The sequence below is a fragment of the Thioalkalivibrio sp. genome (assembly GCF_041690275.1).
GTDB lineage: Bacteria > Pseudomonadota > Gammaproteobacteria > Ectothiorhodospirales > Ectothiorhodospiraceae > Thioalkalivibrio.
Map to the genome: position 1 here is coordinate 1 of NZ_JAWLHP010000045.1, position 25,344 is coordinate 25,344.

At 67.5% G+C, this 25,344-nt stretch carries 20 protein-coding genes and 1 tRNA gene; 16 read left to right on the plus strand and 5 right to left on the minus strand.

Translation table 11 applies throughout. The annotated features are described in order from the left end of the window. Positions 1–186: 186 nt before the first annotated feature. Positions 187–1,569, minus strand: coding sequence for a leucyl aminopeptidase family protein (locus ACESMN_RS09715; protein ID WP_373053399.1), 1,383 nt, complete (start codon positions 1,567–1,569; stop codon positions 187–189). A gap of 127 nt (positions 1,570–1,696) precedes the next feature. On the opposite strand from ACESMN_RS09715, the gene ACESMN_RS09720 reads away from it, so the two are divergent. The 4 genes from ACESMN_RS09720 (at position 1,697) to mnmD (ending at position 6,937) form a co-directional block, all read left to right on the plus strand. Beyond that, positions 1,697–2,647 (plus strand): ABC transporter ATP-binding protein, encoded by a 951-nt coding sequence (locus tag ACESMN_RS09720; protein ID WP_373053400.1) that lies wholly within the window; start codon positions 1,697–1,699, stop codon positions 2,645–2,647. Next, on the plus strand, positions 2,644–3,426 hold the full coding sequence (locus tag ACESMN_RS09725; RefSeq protein WP_373053401.1) for an ABC transporter permease: 783 nt from the start codon (positions 2,644–2,646) through the stop codon (positions 3,424–3,426). The genes ACESMN_RS09720 and ACESMN_RS09725 overlap by 4 nt, the downstream gene beginning before the upstream one ends. An 89-nt stretch (positions 3,427–3,515) precedes the next feature. Beyond that, positions 3,516–5,036, plus strand: a complete 1,521-nt coding sequence (locus tag ACESMN_RS09730; RefSeq protein WP_373053402.1) for a peptidoglycan DD-metalloendopeptidase family protein — start codon at positions 3,516–3,518, stop codon at positions 5,034–5,036. Positions 5,037–5,086: 50 nt separating this feature from the next. Beyond that, positions 5,087–6,937 carry a tRNA (5-methylaminomethyl-2-thiouridine)(34)-methyltransferase MnmD gene (gene mnmD, locus ACESMN_RS09735; protein ID WP_373053403.1) on the plus strand — a complete coding sequence of 617 codons (1,851 nt, stop codon included), beginning with the start codon at positions 5,087–5,089 and terminating at the stop codon, positions 6,935–6,937. A gap of 1 nt (position 6,938) precedes the next feature. On the opposite strand, the gene ACESMN_RS09740 is transcribed toward mnmD, so the two are convergent. Both ACESMN_RS09740 and ACESMN_RS09745 read right to left on the minus strand, forming a co-directional pair. Then, complete coding sequence (locus tag ACESMN_RS09740) at positions 6,939–9,104, minus strand: YgiQ family radical SAM protein (RefSeq protein WP_373053404.1); 2,166 nt, start codon at positions 9,102–9,104, stop codon at positions 6,939–6,941. A 33-nt stretch (positions 9,105–9,137) separates the two neighbouring features. Next, positions 9,138–10,700, minus strand: a complete 1,563-nt coding sequence (locus ACESMN_RS09745; RefSeq protein ID WP_373053405.1) for a glutamate synthase-related protein — start codon at positions 10,698–10,700, stop codon at positions 9,138–9,140. 148 nt (positions 10,701–10,848) lie between these two features. Between ACESMN_RS09745 and pdxH the strand changes: the two genes are divergently transcribed. From pdxH to ACESMN_RS09765, 4 genes are all read left to right on the plus strand, one after another. After that, positions 10,849–11,493: a pyridoxamine 5'-phosphate oxidase gene (gene pdxH, locus ACESMN_RS09750; RefSeq protein ID WP_373053406.1), complete on the plus strand. Its 645-nt coding sequence runs from the start codon at positions 10,849–10,851 to the stop codon at positions 11,491–11,493. A 115-nt stretch (positions 11,494–11,608) separates the two neighbouring features. Further along, positions 11,609–11,698, plus strand: a tRNA-Ser gene (locus ACESMN_RS09755). Positions 11,699–12,028: 330 nt separating this feature from the next. After that, the gene (locus tag ACESMN_RS09760; RefSeq protein WP_373053418.1) at positions 12,029–13,255 is read left to right on the plus strand and encodes an MgtC/SapB family protein; all 1,227 of its coding nucleotides are present in this window, start codon (positions 12,029–12,031) and stop codon (positions 13,253–13,255) included. A 178-nt stretch (positions 13,256–13,433) separates the two neighbouring features. Beyond that, complete coding sequence (locus ACESMN_RS09765; protein ID WP_373053407.1) at positions 13,434–13,676, plus strand: lipopolysaccharide assembly protein LapA domain-containing protein; 243 nt, start codon at positions 13,434–13,436, stop codon at positions 13,674–13,676. Positions 13,677–13,793: 117 nt separating this feature from the next. On the opposite strand, the gene ACESMN_RS09770 is transcribed toward ACESMN_RS09765, so the two are convergent. Beyond that, positions 13,794–16,886, minus strand: a complete 3,093-nt coding sequence (locus ACESMN_RS09770; protein WP_373053408.1) for an efflux RND transporter permease subunit — start codon at positions 16,884–16,886, stop codon at positions 13,794–13,796. Positions 16,887–16,911: 25 nt separating this feature from the next. Then, a complete protein-coding gene (locus ACESMN_RS09775) occupies positions 16,912–18,024 on the minus strand; it encodes an efflux RND transporter periplasmic adaptor subunit (RefSeq protein WP_373053409.1) in 1,113 nt (370 codons plus the stop codon). A 497-nt stretch (positions 18,025–18,521) separates the two neighbouring features. Here ACESMN_RS09775 and ACESMN_RS09780 point away from each other — a divergent pair, with 497 nt between their 5' ends. From ACESMN_RS09780 to hpnC, 8 genes are all read left to right on the plus strand, one after another. Then, complete coding sequence (locus tag ACESMN_RS09780; RefSeq protein ID WP_373053410.1) at positions 18,522–18,953, plus strand: DUF4399 domain-containing protein; 432 nt, start codon at positions 18,522–18,524, stop codon at positions 18,951–18,953. A gap of 221 nt (positions 18,954–19,174) precedes the next feature. Next, positions 19,175–19,654 carry a YbhB/YbcL family Raf kinase inhibitor-like protein gene (locus tag ACESMN_RS09785; RefSeq protein WP_373053411.1) on the plus strand — a complete coding sequence of 160 codons (480 nt, stop codon included), beginning with the start codon at positions 19,175–19,177 and terminating at the stop codon, positions 19,652–19,654. 171 nt (positions 19,655–19,825) lie between these two features. Then, positions 19,826–20,230 (plus strand): DoxX family protein, encoded by a 405-nt coding sequence (locus ACESMN_RS09790; RefSeq protein ID WP_373053412.1) that lies wholly within the window; start codon positions 19,826–19,828, stop codon positions 20,228–20,230. A gap of 168 nt (positions 20,231–20,398) precedes the next feature. Then, positions 20,399–21,715 carry a TRZ/ATZ family hydrolase gene (locus ACESMN_RS09795; protein WP_373053413.1) on the plus strand — a complete coding sequence of 439 codons (1,317 nt, stop codon included), beginning with the start codon at positions 20,399–20,401 and terminating at the stop codon, positions 21,713–21,715. A 16-nt stretch (positions 21,716–21,731) separates the two neighbouring features. After that, complete coding sequence (ubiG, locus tag ACESMN_RS09800; protein ID WP_373053414.1) at positions 21,732–22,478, plus strand: bifunctional 2-polyprenyl-6-hydroxyphenol methylase/3-demethylubiquinol 3-O-methyltransferase UbiG; 747 nt, start codon at positions 21,732–21,734, stop codon at positions 22,476–22,478. Then, the gene (locus ACESMN_RS09805) at positions 22,475–23,164 is read left to right on the plus strand and encodes an HAD-IA family hydrolase (RefSeq protein ID WP_373053415.1); all 690 of its coding nucleotides are present in this window, start codon (positions 22,475–22,477) and stop codon (positions 23,162–23,164) included. The genes ubiG and ACESMN_RS09805 overlap by 4 nt, the downstream gene beginning before the upstream one ends. Beyond that, complete coding sequence (gene rmuC, locus ACESMN_RS09810; RefSeq protein WP_373053416.1) at positions 23,149–24,483, plus strand: DNA recombination protein RmuC; 1,335 nt, start codon at positions 23,149–23,151, stop codon at positions 24,481–24,483. The genes ACESMN_RS09805 and rmuC overlap by 16 nt, the downstream gene beginning before the upstream one ends. Then, a complete protein-coding gene (hpnC, locus tag ACESMN_RS09815) occupies positions 24,473–25,342 on the plus strand; it encodes a squalene synthase HpnC (protein WP_373053417.1) in 870 nt (289 codons plus the stop codon). The genes rmuC and hpnC overlap by 11 nt, the downstream gene beginning before the upstream one ends. The last annotated feature ends 2 nt before the right edge of the window (positions 25,343–25,344 follow it).

The window sequence follows — 25,344 nt, forward strand, 5'->3', positions numbered from 1 at the left end:
ATGGCCCGGGGCAATCAGCCCAACGCCGCATCGCGGCTGGAAGCCGCTCCTACGGGGGCGGTGCCGATGTTTTGTGGGAGCGGCCTCCTGGCCGCGATGGTGCGCCGGGTGGGCAATCGCGGCTGGAAGCCGCTCCCACGGCCACTCGCGTCACGCGAGGGGCTGGCCTACGGCAGGTCTGGGCCCTCACCCTGAGGCGAAGCGGGACTCGAGGAGGCCGAGGACCGCGCGCAGGCCCATGGCCTCGCCGCCCTTGGGGCGGCCGGGGCGGTTCCGGTTGTTCCAGGCCATCACGTCGAAATGCAGCCACGGCACGTCCTGCGGCGCGAAGTCCTTCAGGAACAGGGCCGCGGTGATCGCCCCTGCGAAGCCGCCCGAGCTGCTGTTGACCGTGTCCGCGATGTCGCTCTTCAGCATGTGCCGATAGCCCTCGTGCAGCGGCAGTTCCCATACCGGGTCATCCCAGGCCTCCGCCGGGCCGATCAACCCCCGGGCCAGGTCGGGATCCGTGCTGAAGAACGCCGAGATCTCCGTCCCTACCGCCACCCGCGCGGCGCCGGTCAGGGTCGCGAAATCGATCACCAGGTCAGGATCGAACTCCCCGGCCCGCACCAGCAGATCAGCCAGCAGCAGGCGTCCCTCGGCATCCGTGTTGTCGATCTCCACGGTCTTGCCGTTGCGCGCGGTCAATACGTCTCCCGGACGGAAGGAACGCGAGCCCACCGCGTTCTCCGCCGCACCCAGCAGCAGCGTCAACCGGAGCGGCAGACCGAGCTCCATGATCAGCCGGCCCAGCCCCAGGGCGATCGCCGCGCCGCCCATGTCCTTCTTCATCAGGCGCATGCCGTTGCCCGGCTTCAGGTTCAGCCCCCCCGAGTCGAAACACACCCCCTTGCCGACCAGCACCACGCGGGGCTGCCCGGCCTCGCCCCAATTGACTTCGATCACCCGCGGCGGGTGCGCGCTGGCGGACCCCACCGCGTGGATACAGGGATAGGCGTCGGCGATCGCACCGGGCCCGTCCAAGGCCTCGATTTCCGCCCCGAACTCGGCGGCAATCTCCGTTGCAGCTCCCGCCAGGTCCTCCGGCATCAGGTCCCGCGCCGGCGTATTGATGAGGTCGCGTACCAGCGCATGGGCCGCGACCATCGCCTCGACCCGCCGGGCATCCACTCCGTCGGGCCAGGCCAGGCGCGGAAGCGCCCTTTCGGTGTTGCGGTAGCGTTGGAAGCGGTAGCATCCCAGGCCCCAGCCCACCGCCGCCGAGAGCCTTGCCTCGGCGCCGAGCCGTTCCTCGTCCAGGCGGTAGACCCCGGCCTCGAGCCGCTGCGCGGCGTGGGCCAGCATCCAGACCGGCTGCGCGGCATCGTAGCCCACGAGCACGCCCTCGGTTCGTCCCTCGACCGACGGAACGCGCAGCAGGGTGCCGGGCCGGCCCTCGAAGTCGCGATGCTCCGCCCAGTTGCGCCATCGTTCCGGTCGGGCAGACAGGATGTCCGGCAGCGACTCGGTGGTCACCGGTACCAGGGATATGGCGGCATCGGTCGAAGCGACAAAATGGGATTCCACGGGAGCTCCTGAACGGTCGGGATTGGAAAGAGTCACTTGTGCGTCATCTTCACGCCTGGACGCCACGGTCATGATACCGTCACGACCCCTGCGCCAACCAAGCCACGCAACAGGATCAAGGACCCCTATGAGCAATGCCGCCCTGGAGATCCGCGCCCTGCGCAAGAGCTACCGCAACGGGTTCGAGGCCCTGAAGGGTATCGACCTGACGGTGGCCGAGGGCAGCTTCTTCGCACTGCTCGGGCCGAACGGGGCGGGAAAGTCCACCACCATCGGGATCGTGACCTCGCTGATCAGCAAGACCTCGGGCAAGGTACAGGTATTCGGCCACGACCTGGACCGGGAGGTGCAGGAGGTGAAGCGGAATATCGGACTGGTCCCGCAGGAATTCAACTTCAACAACTTCGAACCCGTGGCCGAGGTAGTGGTGAACCAGGCCGGTTACTACGGGATCCCGCGCCGGGAGGCCTGGAAACGCGCACGGCACTACCTCGGGGAACTCGGATTGTGGGACAAGCGCCAGGACATGGCGCGCACCCTGTCCGGTGGCATGAAGCGGCGCCTGATGATTGCCCGGGCACTCGTGCACGAACCACGGCTGCTGATTCTCGACGAACCCACCGCCGGGGTCGACATCGAATTACGGCGTTCCATGTGGGAGTTCCTGCAGGACATCAACTGTGACGGGCGCAGCATCATCCTCACCACGCACTACCTGGAAGAGGCCGAGCGCCTGTGCCGAAACATCGCGATCATCGATCACGGCCACATCGTCGCGAACACGACGATGCGGGGACTGCTGGCGAAGCTCGACACCGAGACCGTCGTGCTGGAGTTGCGGGCGGCCGCGCAGCGGCTTCCCGACCACGACAGCATTCGGCTGCGGCGCATCGATGAACTGACGCTGGAGGCGGACATCAACCGCGGCGAAGACCTGAACACCCTCTTCCAGCTCCTGGACGGGGCCGGCATACACGTCCAGAGCATGCGCAACAAGACCAACCGCCTCGAAGAACTCTTCGTCCGCATGACCCGGGCCGTGGAATCCGCGGATCGCGGCATCCGGAGCGCGCCATGAAGCCGCTGCACCTGCACGAGAACTGGACCGCCCTGCGCACCATCGTCACCAAGGAGGTGCTGCGCTTCGCCCGGATCTGGGTACAGACCGTGCTGCCACCGATGGTCACCATGGCCCTTTATTTCATCATCTTCGGTGGCCTGATCGGTTCCCGCATCGGCGAGATGGAGGGCATCCGGTACATGGACTTCATCGTGCCCGGTCTGATCATGCTGGCCGTGATCACCAACAGCTACTCCAACGTGGTGTCTTCGTTCTTCAGTTCGAAGTTTCAGCGCCATATCGAGGAACTGCTGGTGTCGCCGGTTCCCAACAGCCTCATCATTCTCGGCTTCGTTGGCGGCGGCGTTGCCCGGGGGCTCGCCGTAGGGGTCGCCGTGACACTGGTGTCGCTCTTTTTCAGTCCCTTCAGCCTGCACAGCCTCACCGTCACCGTATCCGTGGTGGTGATGACCTCCGTCGTATTCGCACTGGCCGGCCTGATCAACGGCGTGTTTGCGCGCAACTTCGACGACATCTCCATCGTCCCCACCTTCGTGCTGACACCGCTGACCTATCTCGGAGGCGTCTTCTACTCCGTGTCCCTGCTACCGGACTTCTGGCAGGCCGTGTCGCAACTGAATCCGATCCTGTACATGGTGAATGCCTTCCGCTACGGGCTGCTCGGCACCTCCGACCTGTCACTGACGGTGTCCTATGCCATCATCATCGGCTTCATCCTGGGCCTCTATCTGTTTGCGCTGACCCTGCTCAATCGCGGGGTCGGCGTGCGCAACTGAACGCCCGATTGCCACGGATCGGCGCATGCCGGTTTTTATTCCGCCGTGTTTGGTGGTATACAAGGCCGGCCCCCAGACGACGAAGAACCATGCCGGTATTCCGTGTACCGTTCTCGCTGCTTGTCCTTGGCAGCCTGGGCCTCACCGCCATTTCCGTCTCGAGCCTCCTGCCGGCGGGACCCGCGCCGGCCGCCGAGTCGCCCCCGGGCGCGCCCGCAACGCTGGCCCGGCCGGTCCACGATCGCCTGCTGCACTTCAGAAGCTGCCTGCAGAAAACGCCGTTTTGTTCGGATTTTATCATGGTTTCCGCGGAACGATCGGCCCATCAGAAAGAGATCGTCGAGGCCGCTCCACAGGTGCTGCTGCAGAATCCGGCGGCCAACCGGTCGACCCCGGCCCGCCAGGACACCGGATTGCCGATACCGAGCGCAGGTGCGGCCTTCGACCCGGATCCCGCTCGGGACGGGGACCGGAGCATCTGGCCGGCTGCAGAGTGGTCCCGGCACACCCTGCGTGAGGGCGAACACCTTACCGCCCTCTGGAACAGCCACTGGGGCTTGCGCCTGCGCACGCTGTTTCAGCTCGGTAGCGACCCGGAGAACGCCCGGCTGCTCGACGTCGTTCATCCGGGGCAGAAGATCGAGTGGCAGACGGACGCAGCAGGAGGACTGAAGCGTCTGCGGCTCTGGACGGATCGGGCCCGGGGCCACGAGTGGGTTCGCCTCGAGGGAACCGAGGCCTTCACGCGGGTGGAGATCTCGACTGAGCGCGAGGTCGGCCACCGCGTGCTGCAGGGCAAGGTCCGCGGCAGCGTCGTCGATTCGCTCCGGGAGGAGCCCGGCCTGGTTCCGGCGACCGCGCGCGCGATCGGCGTGCTTCTTGGAAACCATCTCCCGCCGGGAGAGGAGATGGGGTCGGGCGACCGCTACACCCTGCTGCTGGAGATCGAGCGACTGGCTGGCGATGACACGCCCTACGACATCCGCGTGCTGGCCTTTGAATTGAGCCGGAAGAACGGGATTCTGACCGCCGTTCGCCACGCGGACGGACGTTTCTACACCCCGGAGGGTCAGCCGCTGCTGCCACCCTTTGACCGCCACCCCTTCGAAGGCGAATACCGGATGACCTCCGGTTTCAGCGACGGGCGGCGGCATCCGGTGACCGGGCGCGTCGCACCGCACAACGGCACCGATTTCGCGATGCCGGTGGGTGCGCCGATCCTTGCACCCGCGGACGGGCGTGTCACCAGGGTGGAGCACCATCCCCTCGCCGGACGACTCCTGATGATCGAGCACGGCCAGGGCTTCAGCACCCGTTATCTGCACCTGCAGAAGGCCCTGGTGCAACCCGGTCAGCGGGTCAGGCGCGGTCAGCGCATCGCGCTCTCCGGCAACAGCGGGCGGACCACCAGCGCCCACCTGCACTACGAGCTGCACATCGACGGTCGCGCTGTGGATCCGATGCGCGTGCAGTTGCCTGGCGGCGCGCCCCTTTCGGGCGCCGAACTGGCACGGTTTCAGCGCACCGCACAGCCTCTCCTGCTGGGACTCGCGGAGGCCGCCGCACCGGGGCAACTGGCCATGCAACCGCTGCCCGGCACCGGGCTCTGAGCACCGACCGGTCCGACCCGGGAACCTGGAGTCCGAGCGTGCAGGAGTCCTTGCTCAGATCCCTGACCCCGATTCATCTGCGCTGGGACGGCGACCTGCCGAGGGCGCTCGAGTACGACGACATCTACTTCAGCGCGGAGGACCCGCGCGGGGAGGTGCAGACGGTCTTCATCGACGCCAACGACCTGCCCTCGCGATTCCGCCACGCCCGTCGGTTCGCAATCGGGGAGACAGGCTTCGGTACGGGCCTGAACTTCTTTCTGACGCTGGGCGCCTGGCGTCGGAATGCCCCCGCCGGCGCCTTTCTCAGCTACCTGAGTGCAGAGGCACACCCGCTGGCACCGGAGGACCTGCAGCGGGCACTGGCAGCGCAGGGCATTCCGGGGGCGGATGTGAACCGTCTGCTGGCCCAGTACCCGCCACCGGTGACCGGCCTGCACCGGCTTCACTTCCCGGAGGACCGCGTGGTGCTGACCCTGGTCTACGGGGACGCCGCGCCAGGATTCGCGAATGTTCGAGGGACCGTGGACGCATGGTTCCTCGATGGGTTCACCCCGAGCCGGAACCCGGCCCTGTGGAACATCGCGGTGTTCCGGCAGGTGGCGCGCCTCTCTCGCGCCGGCACCACGCTTGGCACCTTCACCGCCGCCGGGCAGGTGCGTCGCGATCTCACCGCTTCCGGATTCGCGGTGCAGCGGCACTCCGGTTTTCGCGGGAAGCGGGAACGACTGATCGGCCGGTTCCGCGCCGCGGTGGAGTCCGACAGTGCCCCTGCGGAGCGCGTTGCCGTGATCGGTGCCGGCATCGCCGGGCTGTCAACGGCCCTGGCACTGCACGACCGTGGCGCCCGTGTGACCGTCCTCGACTCCCACGGCGTGGCGGCGCAGACCTCCGGCAACCCGGCCGCCCTGCTCTCCCCGCACCTGAGCGCCGGCGACACCGTACGCAATGCGCTGGCACTCGCCGGCATGCAGGCCACACGGGCCCTGCTGAGCGCCGCCGGAACCGAACGCGACGACGGTATCCTGCGCGCCGAGGGCATCGAGCATCGCGGCATCACCCGTCATGCCGCACGGCGCCTCGCCCGGCTGGCCGCCGCGGATCCCCGGCATGCGGGAGGTCTCTACGAGGTGTTGCGAATCGATCCCGACTGTCCGGTTCTGCGCTATCCTCAGGGCGTCGGTGTGGATCTCGGCGCGTTCTGCCGGCGCCTTGCTCAGGGGCTGGAGATCCGTCAGCGCCGGGTGGTCACCGTCGCCGGGGCGCAGATGCATGCCGTCCTCGGCTACGCCGACGGGGGGCAGGAGGCCTTCGACGCGATCGTGATCGCCACGGGTGCGGGGCCTGCCCTGTGCCCGGACCAACCCCGGCCCCTGCGTGTCGGCGGGCAGCTCACCCGGGTACGCACCCGGCTGCGCGCGATCGGACGCATGGCCCTCACCGGCAGGGGTTACTGCCTGCCGGAGCACGAGGGGCAGCACTGGCTCGGGGCGACCTACCGGCACGACAGCGCCGACAGCGGCGTGCATGATGCCGACAACACCCGGAACCTCCACCAGCTGAACTGGGCCGACCCGGCACTCGAGTCGGTGACCACCGTGGCGGTGAGCGGCGCCTGGTACGGCACTCGCGCCGTGTTCCGGGATCGGTTGCCGGCGGTCGGCGGGTTGGATCCCGGCCCGGCCACAGGCGAACCGGGCACGGCGCACGGCGCCGCGATCGGCCGGGTCTTCGTCAACCTCGGGCACGGATCACGCGGAGTGCTCTACGCCCCGCTTGCCGCGCAGTTGCTCGCCGACCGCATCTTTGATCTGCCCGAGGTGCTGCCTGCGTCCCTCAGCGCGTGCCTCTCGCCGCTGCGTTTCCGGAAGAAGGACGCGCCACGCGAACCGCGCACCTGAGTCAGGCGCCCCGGCGCGTTCTGCCGGTCCTGCGCGGCGCTGCCGCGTCCTTCAAGCCGGTGTGCTGGGTCTTGAACCCCCTGCCCTTCGCGGAGCCGGCTCCGGGCCTCCCCGCACGCCGCCCGGTCCCGGCCGGCTGATAGCTCGGCACCAGGTGCCGCTTGCCATTGCCAATCAGGTCGGCCCGGCCCATCCGCTGCAACGCGCCGCGCAGCAGCGGCCAGTTCTCCGGGTCGTGGTAGCGGAGGAAGGCCTTGTGCAGTCGGCGCGCCCGCAGGCCCTTCGCCGAATGCACTCGTCCACCGTCCTCGCGGCGGACCCCGCGCAACGGATTGCGGCCCGTGTGCCACATCGCGGTGGCAAGGGCCATCGGTCCGGGCAGGAAGGCCTGCACCTGGTCCGCACGAAAGCCGTTCCGTTTCAGCCAGAGCGCAAGGTTCAGCATGTCCTCGTCGGTCGTGCCGGGGTGCGCGGCTATGAAATAGGGAATCAGGTACTGTTCCTTGCCCGCCTCCCGCGAGAAGCGGTCGAACATCAGCTTGAACCGGTCATAGGTCCCCATTCCCGGCTTCATCATCTTCGAAAGAGGTCCATTTTCCGTATGTTCCGGTGCAATCTTCAGGTACCCGCCAACATGGTGCGTCACCAGTTCGCGCACGTATTCGGGCGATTCCACCGCGAGGTCGTAGCGCAGACCCGACGCGATCAGCACCTTCTTGATCCCCGGAAGCGCCCGCGCCCTGCGATACAGACCCACCAGTGCCGAATGGTCCGTGTTCAGGTTCCTGCAGATGCCCGGATACACGCAGGAAAGCCGGCGGCAGCTGCGCTCGATCTCCGGGTCCTTGCAGGCGAGGCGATACATGTTCGCTGTCGGCCCGCCAAGGTCCGAGATCACGCCGGTGAATCCCTCGACCCGGTCGCGGATCTCCTCCACCTCGCGCAGGATCGATGACTCGGAACGGCTCTGGATGATCCGTCCCTCGTGCTCGGTGATCGAGCAGAAGGTGCAGCCACCGAAGCAGCCGCGCATGATGTTCACCGAGAAGCGGATCATCTCCCAGGCCGGGATACGCGCACCCCCGTAGGACGGGTGCGGGGCGCGGGCGAAGGGGAGATCGTAGACCGCGTCCATCTCCGCCGTGCTGAGCGGGATCGGTGGTGGATTCAGCCATACCTCCTTGTCTCCGTGGCGCTGCACCAGCGCACGGGCGTTTCCGGGGTTCGTCTCGAGGTGCAGCACCCGCGAGGCATGGGCATAGAGCACGGGGTCGGCGCGCACCTGTTCGAAGGCCGGCAGCCGGACCGCGGTCCGCTCCCGGGGATGGCCGCGCGGGATCGCCCGCTGCAGCCGCACCACCTTCGGCTGGTCCGGACGACCGCCGCCCCTCGCGTCGCATTCGGCGGCGCTGGTGTCGGCGTAGGGGTCGGGCTTCGGATCCACCGCTCCGGGCAGATCCACTTCCGTGGAGTCGACCACGACCCAGTCAGCGGGTACCGAATCGCGCAGAAACACGCTGCCGCGAACATCCCGGATCTCCCGGGGATGCTGGCCGCTGGCGACCCGGTGGGTGACCTCCACCAGCGCGCGCTCTGCGTTGCCGAACAACAGCAGGTCGGCGCGGGAGTCCAGCAGGACCGAACGCCGCACCTTGTCCGACCAGTAGTCGTAGTGCGCGATCCGCCGCAGGCTGGCCTCGATGCCGCCAATCACGATCGGCGCGCCCGGCCAGGCCTCACGCACCCGCTGTGAATAGACGATTACCGCACGGTCAGGCCGTCTTCCGCCCTCGTCATTCGGTGTATAGGCGTCGTTGCGCCGGATCCGCCGGTCGGCGGTGTAGCGGTTCACCATCGAATCCATGTTGCCGGCGGTGACGCCGAAGAAGAGATTCGGCCTTCCCAGCTCGCGAAAGGGCTCGGCGGAACACCAGTCCGGCTGGCTGATAATGCCCACCCGGAACCCCTGGGCCTCCAGCAGTCGCCCGATGATCGCCATGCCGAAACTCGGGTGGTCCACATAGGCGTCCCCGGTGACGATGATCACGTCGCAGGAGTCCCAGCCGAGGGCCTCCATCTCCGGACGTGACATCGGCAGGAATGGTGCGATGCCGAAGCGCTCCGCCCAATACTTTCGATGGGAAAACAGTGGCCTTCCTGGTTCCATTGAAGTTATTTCCTAAAGACGCTGCCGCCGATGTCAGTCGCGGCGGCTGTGCACGCCGGCGTAGGGCACATTGGCCATTTCCACCAGGTCACGGTTGAAGGTGATCAGGTCCTCGTGCCCGAGGTCGGCCAGACGCGCCCGACCGGCCGCACGGGCCAGTACCTGCATCAGCTGCAGGGAGGCGCCGAGGAAGCGGGCGAGTCTCGCCGCACCCTTCTCCGGATCCAGACGCTTGCGCAGCTCCGGATCATGGGTTGTCACACCCGTTGGGCAACGGTTGGTGTGGCAGATGCGCGCCCCGACACACCCCACTGCCTGAATCGCAGTGTTGCCCAGTGCGATCCCGTCGGAACCCAGCGCCAGGGCCTTGACGAAATCCGCCGGCGTGCGCAGCCCGCCGGTCACCATCAGGGTGACCCGGCCGCTGGCACCACGGAGGTTCAGGTAGTGCCGCGCACGCGCCAGTGCCGGGATGGTCGGGACGCTGATGTGGTCCCTGAGCAGGGCCGGCGCCGCCCCGGTGCCGCCACCGCGCCCATCGAGAATCACGTAGTCGGCGCCGGCCTCGAGGGCGAAGGCCAGGTCCTGCTCGATGTGGTTCGCGGAGAGCTTGAAGCCGATCGGAACGCCGCCGGTCCGTTCGCGGACCGAATCCGCGAAGCGGCGGAAATCGGCGGGCGTCTCCAGGTCCGGAATCACCGGCGGGGATACCGCATCCCGGTCGGGCTCGATACCGCGCACTTCGGCGATCTCTTTCGAGACCTTCGCAGCGGGAAGCACCCCGCCGACACCGGTCTTCGCACTCTGGCCGCCCTTGAAGTGGAAGGCCTGCACCTTCTCGAGCAATCCCTCCGAATAGCCGTAGCGTGCCGGACCCAGTTCGAAGAGATAGCGCGCGTTCTCGGCCTGCTCTTCCGGGAGCATCCCACCCTCTCCGGAACAGATGCCGGTGCCGGCTCGTTCCGCGCCGCGCGCCAGCGCGATCTTGGCCTCGCGGGACAATGACCCGAAGCTCATGTCGGTGACCAGCAGCGGCATCTCGAGTCGCAGCGGTCGCCGGGCCTCCGGTCCGATCACCAGTGCGCTGTCAACTTCGGCGTCGCCGGCGAGCGGCCGGCGCGCCAACTGAGCGGCAAGGATCTGGATGTCATCCCAGGATGGCGTGCGCTCGCGCGGCACGCCCATCGCCACCGTGGGCCCCATCGCCCCCACCGCCTCCAGGCCGCCGTCCGCTAGGGCGTGAATGAACTCCACGTGGGGCTCGGTTCCAGTGTTGCGCGGCCCGGGCGGGGCGTCATCTCCGGCGTCTTCCGTGTCATCGCGCACACCGTCGAATTCCTGTCCGACCGCGCCCTCCGGCACCTGCGCGTGGGTGCCGTCGCAATAGGGAAGATCGTTCGACTGCTTGCACCGGCACAGCCAGTTCTCACCGTCTTCGCGAGGCGTGAACGCGATCGGCTCCATGCCGGTGCCCTCGTGCGAGCCATCACAGAAGGGTTGATCGCTGGAGCGCCCGCATCGGCAAAAGTAATATTCCCGGCCCTTTTCGAGCCGGACACCCGCGGGTTCCACTGCGGCCACTATCGGCTTTGCCATCTCGACTCCTCAAAATGAACTTCGCGCGCCGTGCACGCGTCTTGTAACTCGCCCGGTCAGCGCCTGCCAATTCGCCGGAAAGCGCGTCCACCGGCCCGGAAAAGTGAAATAATCTCCCTCAGGACTCCACATCGCGAGGTAACCCCCGATGGCGCGCATCGACCACCGACACACACGCCGCGATTACTGCCTTGGCCAGCTGCGCCGGGCCGATCTTGCGGCCGACCCGCTGGATCAGCTCGCGGTCTGGCTGGTCGATGCGCAGGGCATCGAGAGTCCCGAACCGACCGCGATGATCCTCGCCACCGCCGGCGGTGACGGCCAACCCACCGCCCGTACCGTGTTGCTGAAACACCTCGACGACGAAGGTCCCTGCTGGTACACCGATTCCCGCAGCCTCAAGGGACAGCAGCTCGCCGTCAACCCGAAGGCCTCCATCCTGTTCTACTGGCCCGAACTCGAACGCCAGGTCCGCCTCGACGGGGAGGTCCGCATGCTCGAACCGGAGCTCGCGGACGAATACTTCGCCAGCCGCCCGCTTGGAAGCCGGTACGCGGCCGCCGCCTCGCACCAGAGCCAGCCCATAGCCAGCCGCGAAGACCTGGAACGTCGCCTCGACGCGCTGCGGGCGCGTTATCCGGACGGCAAGGTTCCGCGGCCCCCGGCGTGGATCGGGTACCGGCTCGAGCCGCAGCTCGTCCAGTTCTGGCAGGGGCGCGAAAGCCGCCTGCACGACCGCTTCCAATATACGCGGGAGGCAGGGGGCTGGACGATTACCCGGCTGATGCCCTGACATTTGATGGCCCACACCGCGTGCCCTGCCCGCCAGCGATCTGCTATCATCCGCGCGCGATGACGGGAATCCCGGGTCCCCGCGGTCCACGGAACCGTCACCGCAACGACCCCGCGGAGAGGTGCCGGAGCGGTCGAACGGGGCGGTCTCGAAAACCGTTGTACGCGCGAGCGTACCGTGGGTTCGAATCCCACCCTCTCCGCCACTATCAGCTGTTTGCGCGCCTGCTCAGCAAAGGAGTCGGGTCTCGCCTACGGTGACCCGGGCGGACACTGCACAACGCCGGTCGCAGACCTGCCGCGCCCGGATCGCGGTGCCATCGGGTGCCACCTTCCGGGCCCCGGACACCGAAATGGCAAGAAGGCGATGAGCATGCGCAGGGAGCGGTTCTCCGGTGCCGGGAGACGCTCGATTCAAGGCGCTCGCCGCAGGTCTCGGCAGCATCCGCAGCAGTGATCGGCTACCGTAAAGGGAAGGACGATTCAGCGGAGGAGACGCCATAAGCACTGACATCGCAGACTTCCTGGGTCTGGGCATCGCGCTCGCGCTGGGTCTGCTGATCGGCCTCGAGCGTGGCTGGCAGGGCCGGGAGCAGGCGGAGGGCACGCGTGTCGCGGGCATCCGGACCTTCGCCCTGATCGGACTGCTCGGCGGCGTGTGGGGGCTGTTGGCCGAACAACTGGGGCCGGCGGTTCTCGCCGCTGCGTTTGCAGTGCTGGCCATCGTCCTTGCGACAGCCCATGCGCTCAGCCAGATCCAGGACCACGATGTCGGCGTCACCGGCGTGATCGCCAGCCTGCTGACATTCGCCCTCGGTGCGATGGCAACCCTGGGCTACGGCGAAATCGCCGCCGCCGGCGCGGTGGTCACCACCATTCTGCTCGGAGTGAAACCCACGCTGCACCGCTGGGTCCGTCGACTGGAAGAGAAGGAGCTCCACGCCGTTCTGAAGCTGCTGCTGATCTCCGTGGTGATCCTCCCGCTGCTTCCGAACCAGGGCTACGGTCCCTGGGAGGCCCTGAACCCCTACCGGATCTGGTGGATGGTGGTCCTGATTGCCGGAATCTCCTTCGTCGGCTATTTCGCGACGAAGCTGATCGGCGAGCGAAGGGGCATCATGGCAACCGGACTCTTTGGGGGACTCGCGTCCTCCACCGCGCTCACGGTGAACTTCTCCCGCCTTGCGCGTGGGCGGCCGGGTTCCGAGAATATCCTCGCAGCCGGGATACTCGCGGCCTGCGCGACCATGTTCCCCCGGATCCTGGTCGTCAGCAGCATATTCAGCTGGACCCTTGCAAGCACTCTGCTCTGGCCGGTGATCGCAATGACCATCGTGAACTATTCCGGGGCGGCCCTTTTCTGGTACTGGAGCGGAAAAAGCAGCTCACAGGGGGGCGGGGCACGCCTGAAGAATCCCTTCGAGCTCAAGCCGGCCCTGATCTTCGCCGCACTGCTCGCCGCGATCATGCTGCTTTCCCGCGCGCTCTCCGAATACTTCGGGGATGCGGGGGTCTACCTGCTTGCCGCCGCATCCGGCATCGCGGACGTGGATGCCATCACCCTCTCGCTCGCCAACATGACGGGCGAGGATCTCGCGGTGACCGTGGCCACGCTTGCAGTGCTGATCGCAGCCTTCGTCAATGCGACGGTGAAGGCGGGTCTGTCGCTGGGGATCGGCGGATTCGCCCTTGGCGCCCGGGTCGGCGGGGTGACGATGGCGGTCGTCGGTGTCGGGCTACTGACCTGGTGGTTCAGCGCCTGAGCGGCGCGTATCGCCATGACCGTCCGGCCGGCATTATGGGGCAGCGGCGGCTGCCTTTTGCGCAGTGCGGGGCATCTCAGCGACCGGGCGCCCGGGAGCACCCGGAAGCCGCGCGGAGAGCGCCCACCCGCAGCCATTCACGTATCGGCCTGCGAGCCGAGCAGAAAAGGAGAGTCAGATGCGCTTCGTTTACATTGGCCTGATCGTGCTCATCACGGCAATCGTGCTGGTCTTCGCCCTGCAGAACGTCGAGGCCGTGACCGTGCGGTTTCTCAACGTGAGCCTCACCATGCCCCGGGCCGTGCTGCTCATTGGCGTTTACATTCTCGGCATGCTGACCGGCGGACTCGTCGTCGGCTTCTTCAAGAGCCTGGTGCGGGGAGCCAAACGGAAACAGCCTGGTGCGCCCTCGGGCGGTTGACATGCCTCGGCCCCTTTGGGAGCCGTCTCTGGCCGCGATGGCCCGAAGTACTCAGCGCAACGCCGCATCGCGGCTGGAGGCCGCTCCCACGTCCTGGTCGCCCAGGGGGCTGGCCTCCTAGGGCGCTGGCTGCGCCTCACTGGCGCTGGCTCCTTCGGAACGGTCCCGAGCGAGATAGAGATAGACCGCGGGCACCACAAAGAGGGTGAACAGCGTCCCGATCGTCATGCCACTGGCAATGACGAGGCCCATCGCGAAACGCGAGCCAGCCCCGGCACCGGTGGCAAGCAGGAGCGGTACCATCGCGATCACGGTAGCCGCGGTGGTCATCAGGATGGGCCGCAGGCGCAGGCTTGCGGCCTCTTCGATCGCCTCGCGCATCGAGCGCCCCTGCGACTGCAGCTGGTTCGCGAATTCGACGATCAGGATGCCGTGTTTGGCGATCAGGCCGATCAGCGTGACCAGTCCCACCTGCGTGTAGATGTTCACGGAGGTGAAGCCAAGGCTGATGAACACCAGGGCCCCGGCGATCGACATCGGCACGGTCATCAGCATGATCAACGGATCGCGGAGGGATTCGAACTGCGCGGCCAGCACCAGATAGATCACCACCAGCGAAAAGAAGAAGGTGACCACGAACTGCGCGCCCTCGGCCTTCAGCTGGCGCGACTGTCCCGAATAGTCCACCGTGTAGCCGGCGGGCAGCACCTCCGCGGCGATCCCGTCGAGCAGGTCGAGCGCCTCGCCGAGAGTGACCCCCGGCCGCGGCACCCCGGACAGCGTCACCGCGTTCAGTTGCTGGAAGCGCTGCAGGCGCCGGGGCACGACCGTCTCTTCCAGGGTCACGATGTTCGACAGCGGCACCGGCTCGCCATCCCGGGTCCGGGTGTAGAGTTCCGCCAGCTGTTCCGGATTCAGCCGCTCGGAACGCTGGACCAGCGGAATCACCCGGTAGCTGCGGCTGTCCATCGCGAAGCGGCCGGTGAAGGCGCCCGCCAGCAGCGGAGCGAGATCGGCGTTCAGCGTGGCCATGTCGATGCCCATCACCGCCGCCTTGTCGCGATCGATCTTCAGGTCGACGCGTGGCTTGTCGAAGTTCAGGTCGGAATCCATGAAGATGAAGCGCCCGCTGGCCATTGCCCGGCCGATGATCTCGTCGGCCAGTTCACCCAGGTTCTCGATCGGCCCGGTGGATCCGATCACCATGCTGACAGGCGCGCCGTCACCGGGGCTGGGAAGCGATGGCGGTTCCACCGCGAATATGCTGAGCGCCGGGATACGGTCGAGGCGCGGCTGCAGGTCCTGCTCCAGGATCTCGCTGGTGCTGCGCGCGCGTTCATCCCACGGTGCCATCACGAAGCCGCCGATCGCCTCGTTGGTGGCGGGCGTGGCACCGCCACCGAAGCCGTTCACAATGAAGGTGTTGCGCAGTTCGGGGATTCCATCGACGAAGGCGTCGGTGAGCCGCGTATTGCGCTCCAGCTGATCCAGCGAGAGGTAGGCATCCCCCTCCATGATCGAGAAGACGAAGCCCTGGTCCTCCGGCGGCTCCAGCTCGGTGTTGCTGGTGACGAACAGGAAATAGCAGGAGACCAGCACGATCAGCCCGAAGAACAGCGTGGTGAAGCGTTGATCCAGCGCTCCGTGCAGGCGTCGGCGGTAGCGGGCCTGCAGTCCCGAGAAACGGGCGTCCAGCCAGGCCTCGAGTCGCCCCCCGGGCCGTCCGTCCTCGTGTCCGCGCAGGGTCCTCGAGCACATCATCGGTGACAGGGTCAGCGCGACCACGCCGGAGATCAGGACCGCGCCGGCCAGCGTGAAGGCGAATTCCACGAACAGCGTCCCGGTCAGCCCACCGAGGAAGCCGATCGGCAGGAAGACCGCGATCAGGGTGGTGGACATCGCCACGATCGGCCAGGCCAGCTCCCGCGCCCCCTGGATCGCGGCATCGAAGGGCCGCAGCCCGTCCTCGATATGCCGGTGTACGTTCTCGACCATGATGATCGCGTCATCGACCACGATCCCGATCGCCAGCACCATCGCCAGCAGGGTCAGCAGGTTGATCGAGAAGCCCATCAGCAGCATCAGCATGAAGGTGCCGACCAGCGCGAGGGGGATCGCGACCGCCGGGATCATCACGCTGCGCAGAGATCCCAGGAACAGATAGATCACGACCAGCACGATCCCCAATGCCAGCCCGATGGTGACGATCACCTCCTCGATCGCGCTCTCGATGTAGTCCGTCGAATCGTAGACGATCTCCGCCTCGAGGCCCTCCGGCAGTTGCGGACGCACACGCTCGCGGAACGCGTCGCGCACCTCGGCGATCACTTCGAGGGCATTGGCGTCGGGGGCCAGCTCGATGCCGATGAACGTGGCGGTCTGCGCATTGAAGCGCACCGAGGTGTCATAGCTCTGCGAACCCAGCTCGACGGTGGCGATGTCCCCGATGCGGACCAGGGCGCCGTCGTCGTCGCGCACGATCAGCTGCTCGAATTCCTCGGGTCGGGACAGATCCGTCTCCGCAGTGAGATCAACGGTGACCAGCTGTCCCCGCGTGCGGCCCACCGCCGCCAGCACGTTATTCGCCTCCAGTGCCGCACGCACGTCGCGACCGCTGACCCCGTATGCCGCCATGCGATCGACGTCCAGCCAGATGCGCATCGCGAAGGTCTGGCCGCCCAGAATCTCCGCACGCTGCACCCCGCCGATGGTCGAGAGCTCCGGTTCCACCACGCGGGTCAGGTAATCGGTGATCTGGTTGTTCGCCAGCCGATCGGAGAAGAAGGAGAGGTACATCGCCGCGATGTTCTCGCCCACCGCGAGCTCGAGCACCGGTTCCTCGGCCTCCACCGGCAGATCGCCCCGGACCTTGTTGACCTGGGCCGCGATCTGGGTCAGCGCCTCGTTCGGGTCGTGGTCAAGACGCAGATAGGCCTGAATCACGCTGAGGCCCGGGACGCTGGTCGAGACCAGATAATCGATCCCCTCGGCTGCCGCGACCTCGCGTTCCAGCGGGGTGGTCACGAATCCCTGGATCAGGTCCGCGTCCGCGCCAACATAGGGCGTGCTGACCGTCACCACCGCGTTCTGGATCTCCGGGAACTGCCGCACATTGAGATCGAAGATGGCGCGCATGCCCAGCAACAGGATGAACAGGCTGACGACGATGGCCAGCACGGGTTTGTGGATGAAGATGTCGGTGAAGCGCATCGCAGGTTCCGGGTGGCCGGCGGGGTCAGGCGTTGTCCGGACGCGGGTCCGGTTCCTCGCTTGGCTGTGCCTCCTCCGTTATCGCGACCGGCGTCTCGTTCTGCAGCTTCAGCAGACCGCTGCTGGCCACGCGCTCACCCGCCGCCAGTCCGTCGATGATCTGGATCAGGTCACCCCGACGCTCGCCGGTCTGCACGAAGCGCTCGCGCACCCGGAGCTGGCCCTCTTCATCCTCGTAGAGCACGAACACGGAGTTGCCAAAGGGGTTGAAGCGGATCGCGGTCTGCGGAAGAACGATCCGTTCCTCCGGTTCCCCGGTCGCCAGCGTCACGCGCGCGAACTGCCCGGCGCGAAGTCTTCGCTCCGGGTTCTGCACCAGGGCCTGCACCTCGTAGCTGCGCGACTCGGCGCGCACCCGTGGTTCAATCGCCGAGATCCGGCCTTCAAAGGTCTCGTCAAAGGCGTCGACGCGCACCTGAACCACCTGTCCTGCGCTGGCCTGGCCCAGTCGACCCTCGGCGAGCGTGAAGTTCACGTAGATCGGATCCAACGATTCAAGAGTCACGATCGGGTCACCCGGTGAGACATACTGGCCGAGGTTCACGCGCCGGATGCCGAGCACGCCGTCAAAGGGGGCGCGCAGGCTCCGCTGGTTGATGCGCGCCCGCTGCGTCGCCACCGCGGCGCGCGCCTGTTCCAGTTCGCTCCGGCGGCGCTGCACCTCCGCTTCGGATATGTTGCGTTCCTCGACGAGCCGACGCGCCCTCTGCCACTCCTGCTCGGCGAGCCGCGCGGCCGCCTCCAGGCTGACCAGTTCCGCCCGGTCCGTCTCGGTGTCGAGCCGAAGCAGGGGCGTCCCCTCCACCGCTTCGCTGCCAGACTGGAACAGGATCTCGCGCACGATCCCTCCGACCTCGGTGCTGAGCGTCGCGCCCTGAACGGCCTCGAGGCTGCCGATTGCCCGGATTTCGGGGGTCCAGCGATCGACGCGTGCCGTCGTCGCCGTGATGGTCGCCGTCGGTACGGGCGCCTCATCGAAGAAGGTCTCGATCTGGGCGTCGATGAAGGCCTTGAACCCGAAGATCCCGCCGAAGACCATGGCCACGACAAGCAGCATCAGGAAGAAGCGTCGGTTCATCGGAATTGATCGGATCTGGCTGGATTCAGCCACTCGGTTAACGAGCGGGAGGGGACGTAGCTCGCGATGACAATGGGGACAGATTTATGTCCCCATTGTCATCCTTTGTCTGCATTGCTTGATCACTCACATCATGCACCAGTCGGCACGTAAACGCAGATTCCCGCGCCCCCACCGGGATTCGGGCCGCCTTGGTGTCGAAGACGACGGCGTTCGCCGGGGAGCGCAGGCAATCGAACTCGGCCCGAAGTTCGGCGGCCGGAACCGATGGCACGGAACCGGTAGCGGCCTTTCCGTTTCCGCACGCCGAAACCCGGGAGACAGGTCCCGAAGCGCCGACGCCCTTGCATGGGACATCAAGCACAGTGGAATGATAGGCTTTTCGCCACTCCGCGTCTTTTGGTGGGCCGCGCTCGCGATTACAGACAGACAAAGCCACGAGCGTTTCGCGCAGAGCGGAGTATTCATCCTTAAAAGGATACCCCAAGGAGGAAGTCATGACGCATCGATCCACGCTGTCCATTGCCGCCGTGCTGCTGTTTGCCCCGGCCCTCGCGTTTTCCCTGGAGCGCGTGGCCGCGCCGGACGACGCCGACGTATACTTCATTACCCCGTTTGCCGATGAAGCCTTCGAAGGGCCGGTTACGGTGCGCATGGGTCTGCGCGGAATGGGGATTGCGCCCGCGGGCGTCGAGGTCGAGGGGACCGGCCACCACCACCTGCTGGTGAACATGCCGCTTGAAGAGGTCGATCTCGACACGTCGCTGCACTTCTCCGACCAGACCCGCCATTTCGGCGGCGGCCAGACCGAGGGGACCCTCGACCTCCCCGCCGGCACACACACGCTGCAGTTGCTGTTCATGGACTACCGCCACGTCAGCTTCGATCCGCCGGTGGTCTCAGAGCAGATCACGATCACGGTCCGCTGACGATCAGGAAGATACGCGCCATCCCCGAAGAGAAGGCGCAAGCGCCGCACGGAGTGCGGCCGCTTGCCGCCGCGTTGCCTCGCAGGAGCAGGCGCCCGCACTCCATGGCGCCGATGGTCATGGCGCGCGCTCACCCGGCGTCACCACCTTGCCCAAGGCCACGGAGAGGCGCTTCCTCCACTACACTCGGTTACACACGGACAACATGCGAGGAGACGGCCATGGGATTTGCGCTGTCGGACATGCAGGTCACAAGCCCGGCCATTGTCCCGGGGATGTCCATCCCTGTTCGGTACACCGGTGACGGCGAGGACGTATCACCGCCGCTGGCATGGACCGGCGTACCGGAGGGGACCCGCAGCTTCGCGGTCATCTGCCACGACCCGGACGCGCCCCTGGTCTCGCCCCGGGGGACCTACGGTTTCGTGCACTGGGTGCTCTACAGCATCCCCGGATCAGTGACCGAACTCCCGGAGGGCGTGCGTGACTTCACCGAGGGGAAAAACGACTTCGGTCGCGCCGGATACGGAGGACCGATGCCGCCGGCCGGGCACGGCCCGCACAACTATTACTTCTGGGTGCTGGCGCTCCGGCATGCCCCACAGCTGCCCCCGGGGCTCGCCCTGTGGGATCTGCTGAAGCGGATCGAACCGTCACTGCTCGGCATGAACCGGCTGGTGGGGTCCTTCCAGCGGGACTGAGAAGGAGCCGAGGGACACCCGCGGTTTCCGCGGCCGCTGGAACGGGGCGGCGTCGGGATCCCTGTGCGCGGGCATGGATCGCCGCCCTCTGGTCAAACGCGTGTGATGCGTTCAGACTGGCGCCGGCGCCGCGGAGGGCGGTCCCGTTTTGCTCAACCAGGGGGATACCGAATGAATTCGGAGATACTTGATGACGCAGGCAAACTCATCCTAAGGGTGGGTTTCGGCGTATTGTTCCTGATGCACGGCATCAACAAGGTCATGAATTATCCCGGCTCGCTGGAATGGATCAGCACCCGGCTGGTCGAAATCGGACTGCCGGCGGAAGTGGCCTACGGGGTCTTTATTGGCGAGGTGCTCGCGCCGATCCTGATCATCATCGGCTGGCATGCCCGCATCGGGGCGCTCCTGACGGCCATCACCATGGCCTTTGCGTTCCACCTTGCCCACTCTCACGAGTTTCTCGAACTGACTCAGCACGGTGGGTGGCAGCTCGAACTGCAGGGCATGTTCCTGCTCGCCAGCATCGCGATCGCCCTGAGCGGGCCGGGCCGGATCAGCCTCAACGGCCGGTGACGGACCCCGCCGGACCGTGGCGCGCACGCGGCGCGGCGGTCATCGCCTTCAGCCGGCGTCCGGGTCGCCACCGGGCGCCGGTTTTTTTCGCGCCCGCAGGGCCAGTACAATCCAGGGTCATCCCCGCTCCGCCCGACCCCGGGGGCACCCTGTCCCGAGACACGACCAATGCCTGAGACCCTGATCCTGAGCGCGCGGTGGGTGCTCCCGATGGCGCCGCGCGGCGCCGCCCTGGCTGACCACGCAGTGGTCCTGCAGGGGGACCGGATCGTCGCGGTGCTTCCCCGGGACGCAGCCCTTGCGCGTTACCCCGGCACCGAGCAGCGGCACCTGCCATCCCATGCGCTGCTGCCCGGATTCGTGAACGCCCACACCCACGCGGCAATGACCCTGCTGCGGGGAGTCGGCAGCGATCTGCCCCTGATGGACTGGCTGCACAATCACGTCTGGCCCGCCGAGGCCCGCCTGCTCTCGCCCGAGTTCGTGCAAGCCGGGAGCCTGCTCGCGGTCGCCGAAATGATCCGCGGGGGCACCACCTGCTTCAGCGACATGTACCTCTTCCCCGAGGACACCGCCCGCGTGGTCGAGGAGACCGGCATGCGCGGCGTGCTCGGCCTGACAGTGATCGATTTTCCGACGCCCTGGGCAGCCACGACCCGCGAATATTTCAGCAAGGGGGCTGATCTCGTTGCCGCGTGGCAGGGTCACGAACGCATCGGCTTCACGGTCGCCCCGCACGCCCCCTACACGGTGGGCGACGAGAGCCTGGTGGAGATCCGCGGCCGGGCAGAGGCGCTGGCCGTCCCGGTGCACATGCACGTGCACGAGACCGCCCACGAGGTCGCCACCGCCCTCGCCGAGCAGGGCGAACGTCCGCTGGAGCGACTGGGGCGGCTGGGCCTGCTCGAACGGCCTCTTGCCGCCGTGCACATGACCCAGCTCGACGAGCGGGAACTCGAACGGCTCCCGGCGACCCCGGTGTCCGTGGTTCACTGCCCGGAGTCCAACCTGAAGCTGGCCTCGGGCTTCTGCCCTGTACAGCAGCTGCTCTCGAGCGGCGTGAACGTGGCACTGGGCACCGACGGCGTTGCATCGAACAACGATCTCGACATGCTCGGCGAGATGCGCACCGCCGCGCTGCTGGCCAAGGGAGTCTCCGGTGACGCTGCAGCCGTCGCTGCGCCGCAGGCACTGGAGATGGCCACCCTGAACGGGGCGCGGGCGCTGGGGCTCGAGGAGCGGATCGGCTCGCTCGAGCCGGGCAAGCTGGCCGATCTGATCGCGATCGACCTGGGAGATCTCGAGTACCAGCCTGCGCACGATCCCCACACCCAGATCGTCTACGCCGCGACCCGGCACGCGGTCACCGATGTCTATGTCGGCGGCCGGGCGTTGCTCCGAGACCGGGAACTGCTTACGCTCGACCTCGACGAACTCAAGCGCCTGGTGGAAACCTGGCGGGAACGCGTCCACGGGGCGCACTGAACGGAGCCGAAACGCGATGACCACAACGGATCCCGCGTCCCGTCCGGCCAACGTCGATGCCGCCGAGGTCGCGAAGTTCACCTCACGCGCCGAGGACTGGTGGGATGCAACCGGACCCTTTGCGACCCTGCACGCGATCAACCCGTTGCGCCTGAACTGGATTGACGGACACGCCCGCCTGCGCGGCAAGCGGGTGCTCGACGTCGGCTGCGGTGCGGGCATCCTGGCCGAGGCGATGGCGCTGCGCGGCGCCGAGGTGACCGGTATCGATGCCGGCGCGGAGCACCTCCAGGCCGCCCGCGGCCACGCCGAAGAGAGCGGCGTTGCGGTGACCTACCACCAGTCCACCGCGGAGGAATACGCCAAACAGCACGCCGGCACCTTTGATGTGGTCACCTGCATGGAGATGCTCGAACACGTCCCGGATCCGGGGCTGACGGTCGAGGCACTGTGCCGGCTGGTCGCGCCCGGCGGCCACCTGTTCCTGTCCACGATCAACCGCACGCCAAGGGCCTTCGCCGAGGCCATCATCGGGGCCGAGTACCTGTTGCGCCTGCTGCCCGCCGGCACCCACGAATACGCGCGGTTCCTCCGGCCGTCGGAGCTGGGCGAGGCCCTGCGCGCCGAGGGCGTCGACGTGGGCGAGCTGCGCGGCCTGACCTATTCGCCCCTGACCCGGCGTTACCGCCTGACCCGCTCCGTGGCCGTGAACTACCTCCTCCACGCACGGCGTCCGGAGGCCGGGACGGAAACCGGAGCATGAAACGCCCGCTGACCGGGGTGCTGTTCGACCTGGACGGCACGCTGCTCGACACCGCACCGGACATGCACGGGGCACTCGAGCGCCTGATGGGCGAACACGGGCTTCCGCCCCTGGCCTACGAAGCGGTGCGCGGGCACGTGTCGCACGGCTCGCGCGCACTGGTGCAGCTGGGGTTCCCTGACCTCGACGAGCTCGCGCGGGAACCGCTGAAGCAGCGCTTTCTCGACATCTACGCAGAGCGCCTGTGCCTCGCGACGCGGCTCTTTCCCGGCATGCAGGAGGCGCTGGTCGAAATGGAGGCCCGCGGGCTTTGTCTGGGCGTCGTCACCAACAAGCCCGGCTGGCTCACCATGCCTCTGCTCGACGCGCTGGGCCTGACATCCCGGTTCGCGACGATCGTCAGCGGCGATACCCTGCCCCAGCGCAAGCCGTCGCCGGAACCGATGCGCCACGCCGCGCGCCAGGCCCGGGGCGAGCCCGACGGATTCGTCTACATCGGTGACGCCGAGCGCGACATTGCCGCCGGACGCGCGGCGGGCATGCACACGCTGGTCGCCGGCTGGGGCTACATCGAAGCCGGCGAGGATACGCAATCGTGGGCGGCGGACGCGCACCTGGCGGAGCCGGGAGACTTCTGGACCTGGCTCGAGGGTCTGCCCGGCGGGTCGCGATGCCTGGCGAGCTGAACGGGATCCCCGCGATCGTCTGGGCCTTTGCCGCCGCACTGTTCGTTCTCGGTGTCGGCATCGGCCATGCATGGGCCAGCAGCCGCCTGAACGCCCGCCTGCAGGTGCTGATGACCGACAACGCCCGCCTCGAGGCCGAGCGCGACTACGCGGAGCTGCGCCGCGAGGACCTGCAGGCGAGCTTCGAGGAGGCGCGCGAGCAGCTGGGCAATGCCTTCTCGGCGCTGGCCAACAATGCCCTGCGCGCCAACAACGCGCAGTTCCTCCGGCTCGCCCAGTCGGTGCTGAACCAGCAGCTCTTGCGTGGCCAGCACGAGCTCAACCGCAGCGAGAGCCGGTTCGAGGATCTGGTGCAGCCGATCCGGGAGAGCCTGGCCCGGACCGAGGCCGAGATCCGGTCCATGGAGAACTCGCGCGAGACCGCCTTTGCCTCCCTGAACGAGCAGCTGCGGCGACTGAGCGCCGACCACGGGGAATTGCAGAAGGAGACCCGCAACCTGGTGCAGGCACTGTCGCGACCCGGCGTGCGCGGGCGCTGGGGCGAGCTGACCCTGCGCCGAGCGGTGGAACTCGCCGGCATGAGCGCGCACTGTGACTTCACCGAGCAGGCGGCACTGACCGGGGAGCAGGGCCGCCAGCGACCGGACATGATAGTGCACATGCCGGGGGAGCGCGCGCTGGTGGTGGATGCCAAGACACCGCTGGACGCCTACCTTGCTGCCGTGGATGCCACCGAGCCCGAGGCGCGTGCGGCGGCGCTGAAGCGACACGCCCAGCAGCTGCGCGCACGCGTGGTCGAACTGTCGGCCAAGCGTTACTGGGCGGGTCTGAAACACACGCCCGAGTTCAGCGTGCTCTTCCTGCCCGGGGACCAATTCCTGGCCAGTGCGCTCGAACACGATCCCTCACTGCTGGAACACGCGCTGGAACGGCAGATCCTGCTCGCGACCCCGAGCACGCTGATCGCGCTGCTGCGGGCGGTGGAGTACGGCTGGCAGCAGGCGCGCCTGACCGCGCACGCGCTGGAGATCCGCGACCTCGGCGCGGAACTGACCACGCGCCTGGGCGGCCTCACGGAGCATCTGGGACGCCTCGGACGCGCTCTGGAACAGGGTGCGGAGGCCTTCAACGCGACCGTCGGCAACCTGGAGCGCCAGGTGATGCCGAGTGCGAGACGCTTCGCGGAACTCGGCATCCGAGCACGGAAACAACCCACGGTCCCGGACACCGTCGATGCACCGTTGCGGCGACCGGCCGCAGACGATTCGTCACCGGAACCGTCCGCGTCCCCGAAGCCGCCCGAGAGTGATGAAGGCTGACGCGGACATCGCGGCGGCATACGCCCACTGCCGGCAGCGGGCCGCGAGTCACTACGAGAATTTTCCGGTCGCGTCGCGGCTGCTGCCGCGGGAGCTGCGGGGACCGGTGGCGGCGATCTACTGCTACGCGCGGGACGCAGACGACATCGTGGACGAAGACCCGCGCCCGGCCGAGGAGCGGCGCGTGGACCTGCAGCGCCTTCAGGACCGGGTGCGCGCCCTCGACGATCCGGCCGCGGAGGCCACGCCCGAATGGCGCGCACTCGCCGACACCCTGCAGCGCTTCGACCTGCCGGTCGGGCTGTTCACCGATCTCGCCGACGCCTTCCTCCAGGACCTCGACAAGACCCGCTATCAGGACTTCGGGGAAGTGATCGCCTACTGCCGGCGCTCCGCCAATCCGGTGGGCCGCCTGCTGCTGCACCTCTCGAAACGCGACACGCAGGAGAACCTGGCCTTTTCGGATGCCGTCTGTTCCGCGCTGCAGCTGATCAACTTCCACCAGGACCTGTACCAGGACTTCGCGGAACATGGCCGCATCTACATTCCAGCGGACGAGATGGCGGCCCACGGCGTGACGGAAGAACACTTCCGCAATCGCATCAGCGACTTCCGCATGCGCTCGCTGATGCAGTTCCAGTACCGCCGCGCGGACCGGTTGCTGCGCGCCGGGGCGCCGCTCGGGCGTGCACTGCCCGGGCGCCTGGGTCTGGAGATCCGGGCGATCATCCAGGGTGGTGCCCGGGTGCTGTGGCGCCTGCGCCGGCAGGAGGACACCTTCGCGCGACCCCGGCTGCGCACCGGAGACTGGCTGCTGATCCTCGGGCGCAGCGTCCTGCCACTGCGCCGCCGCCCATAGAA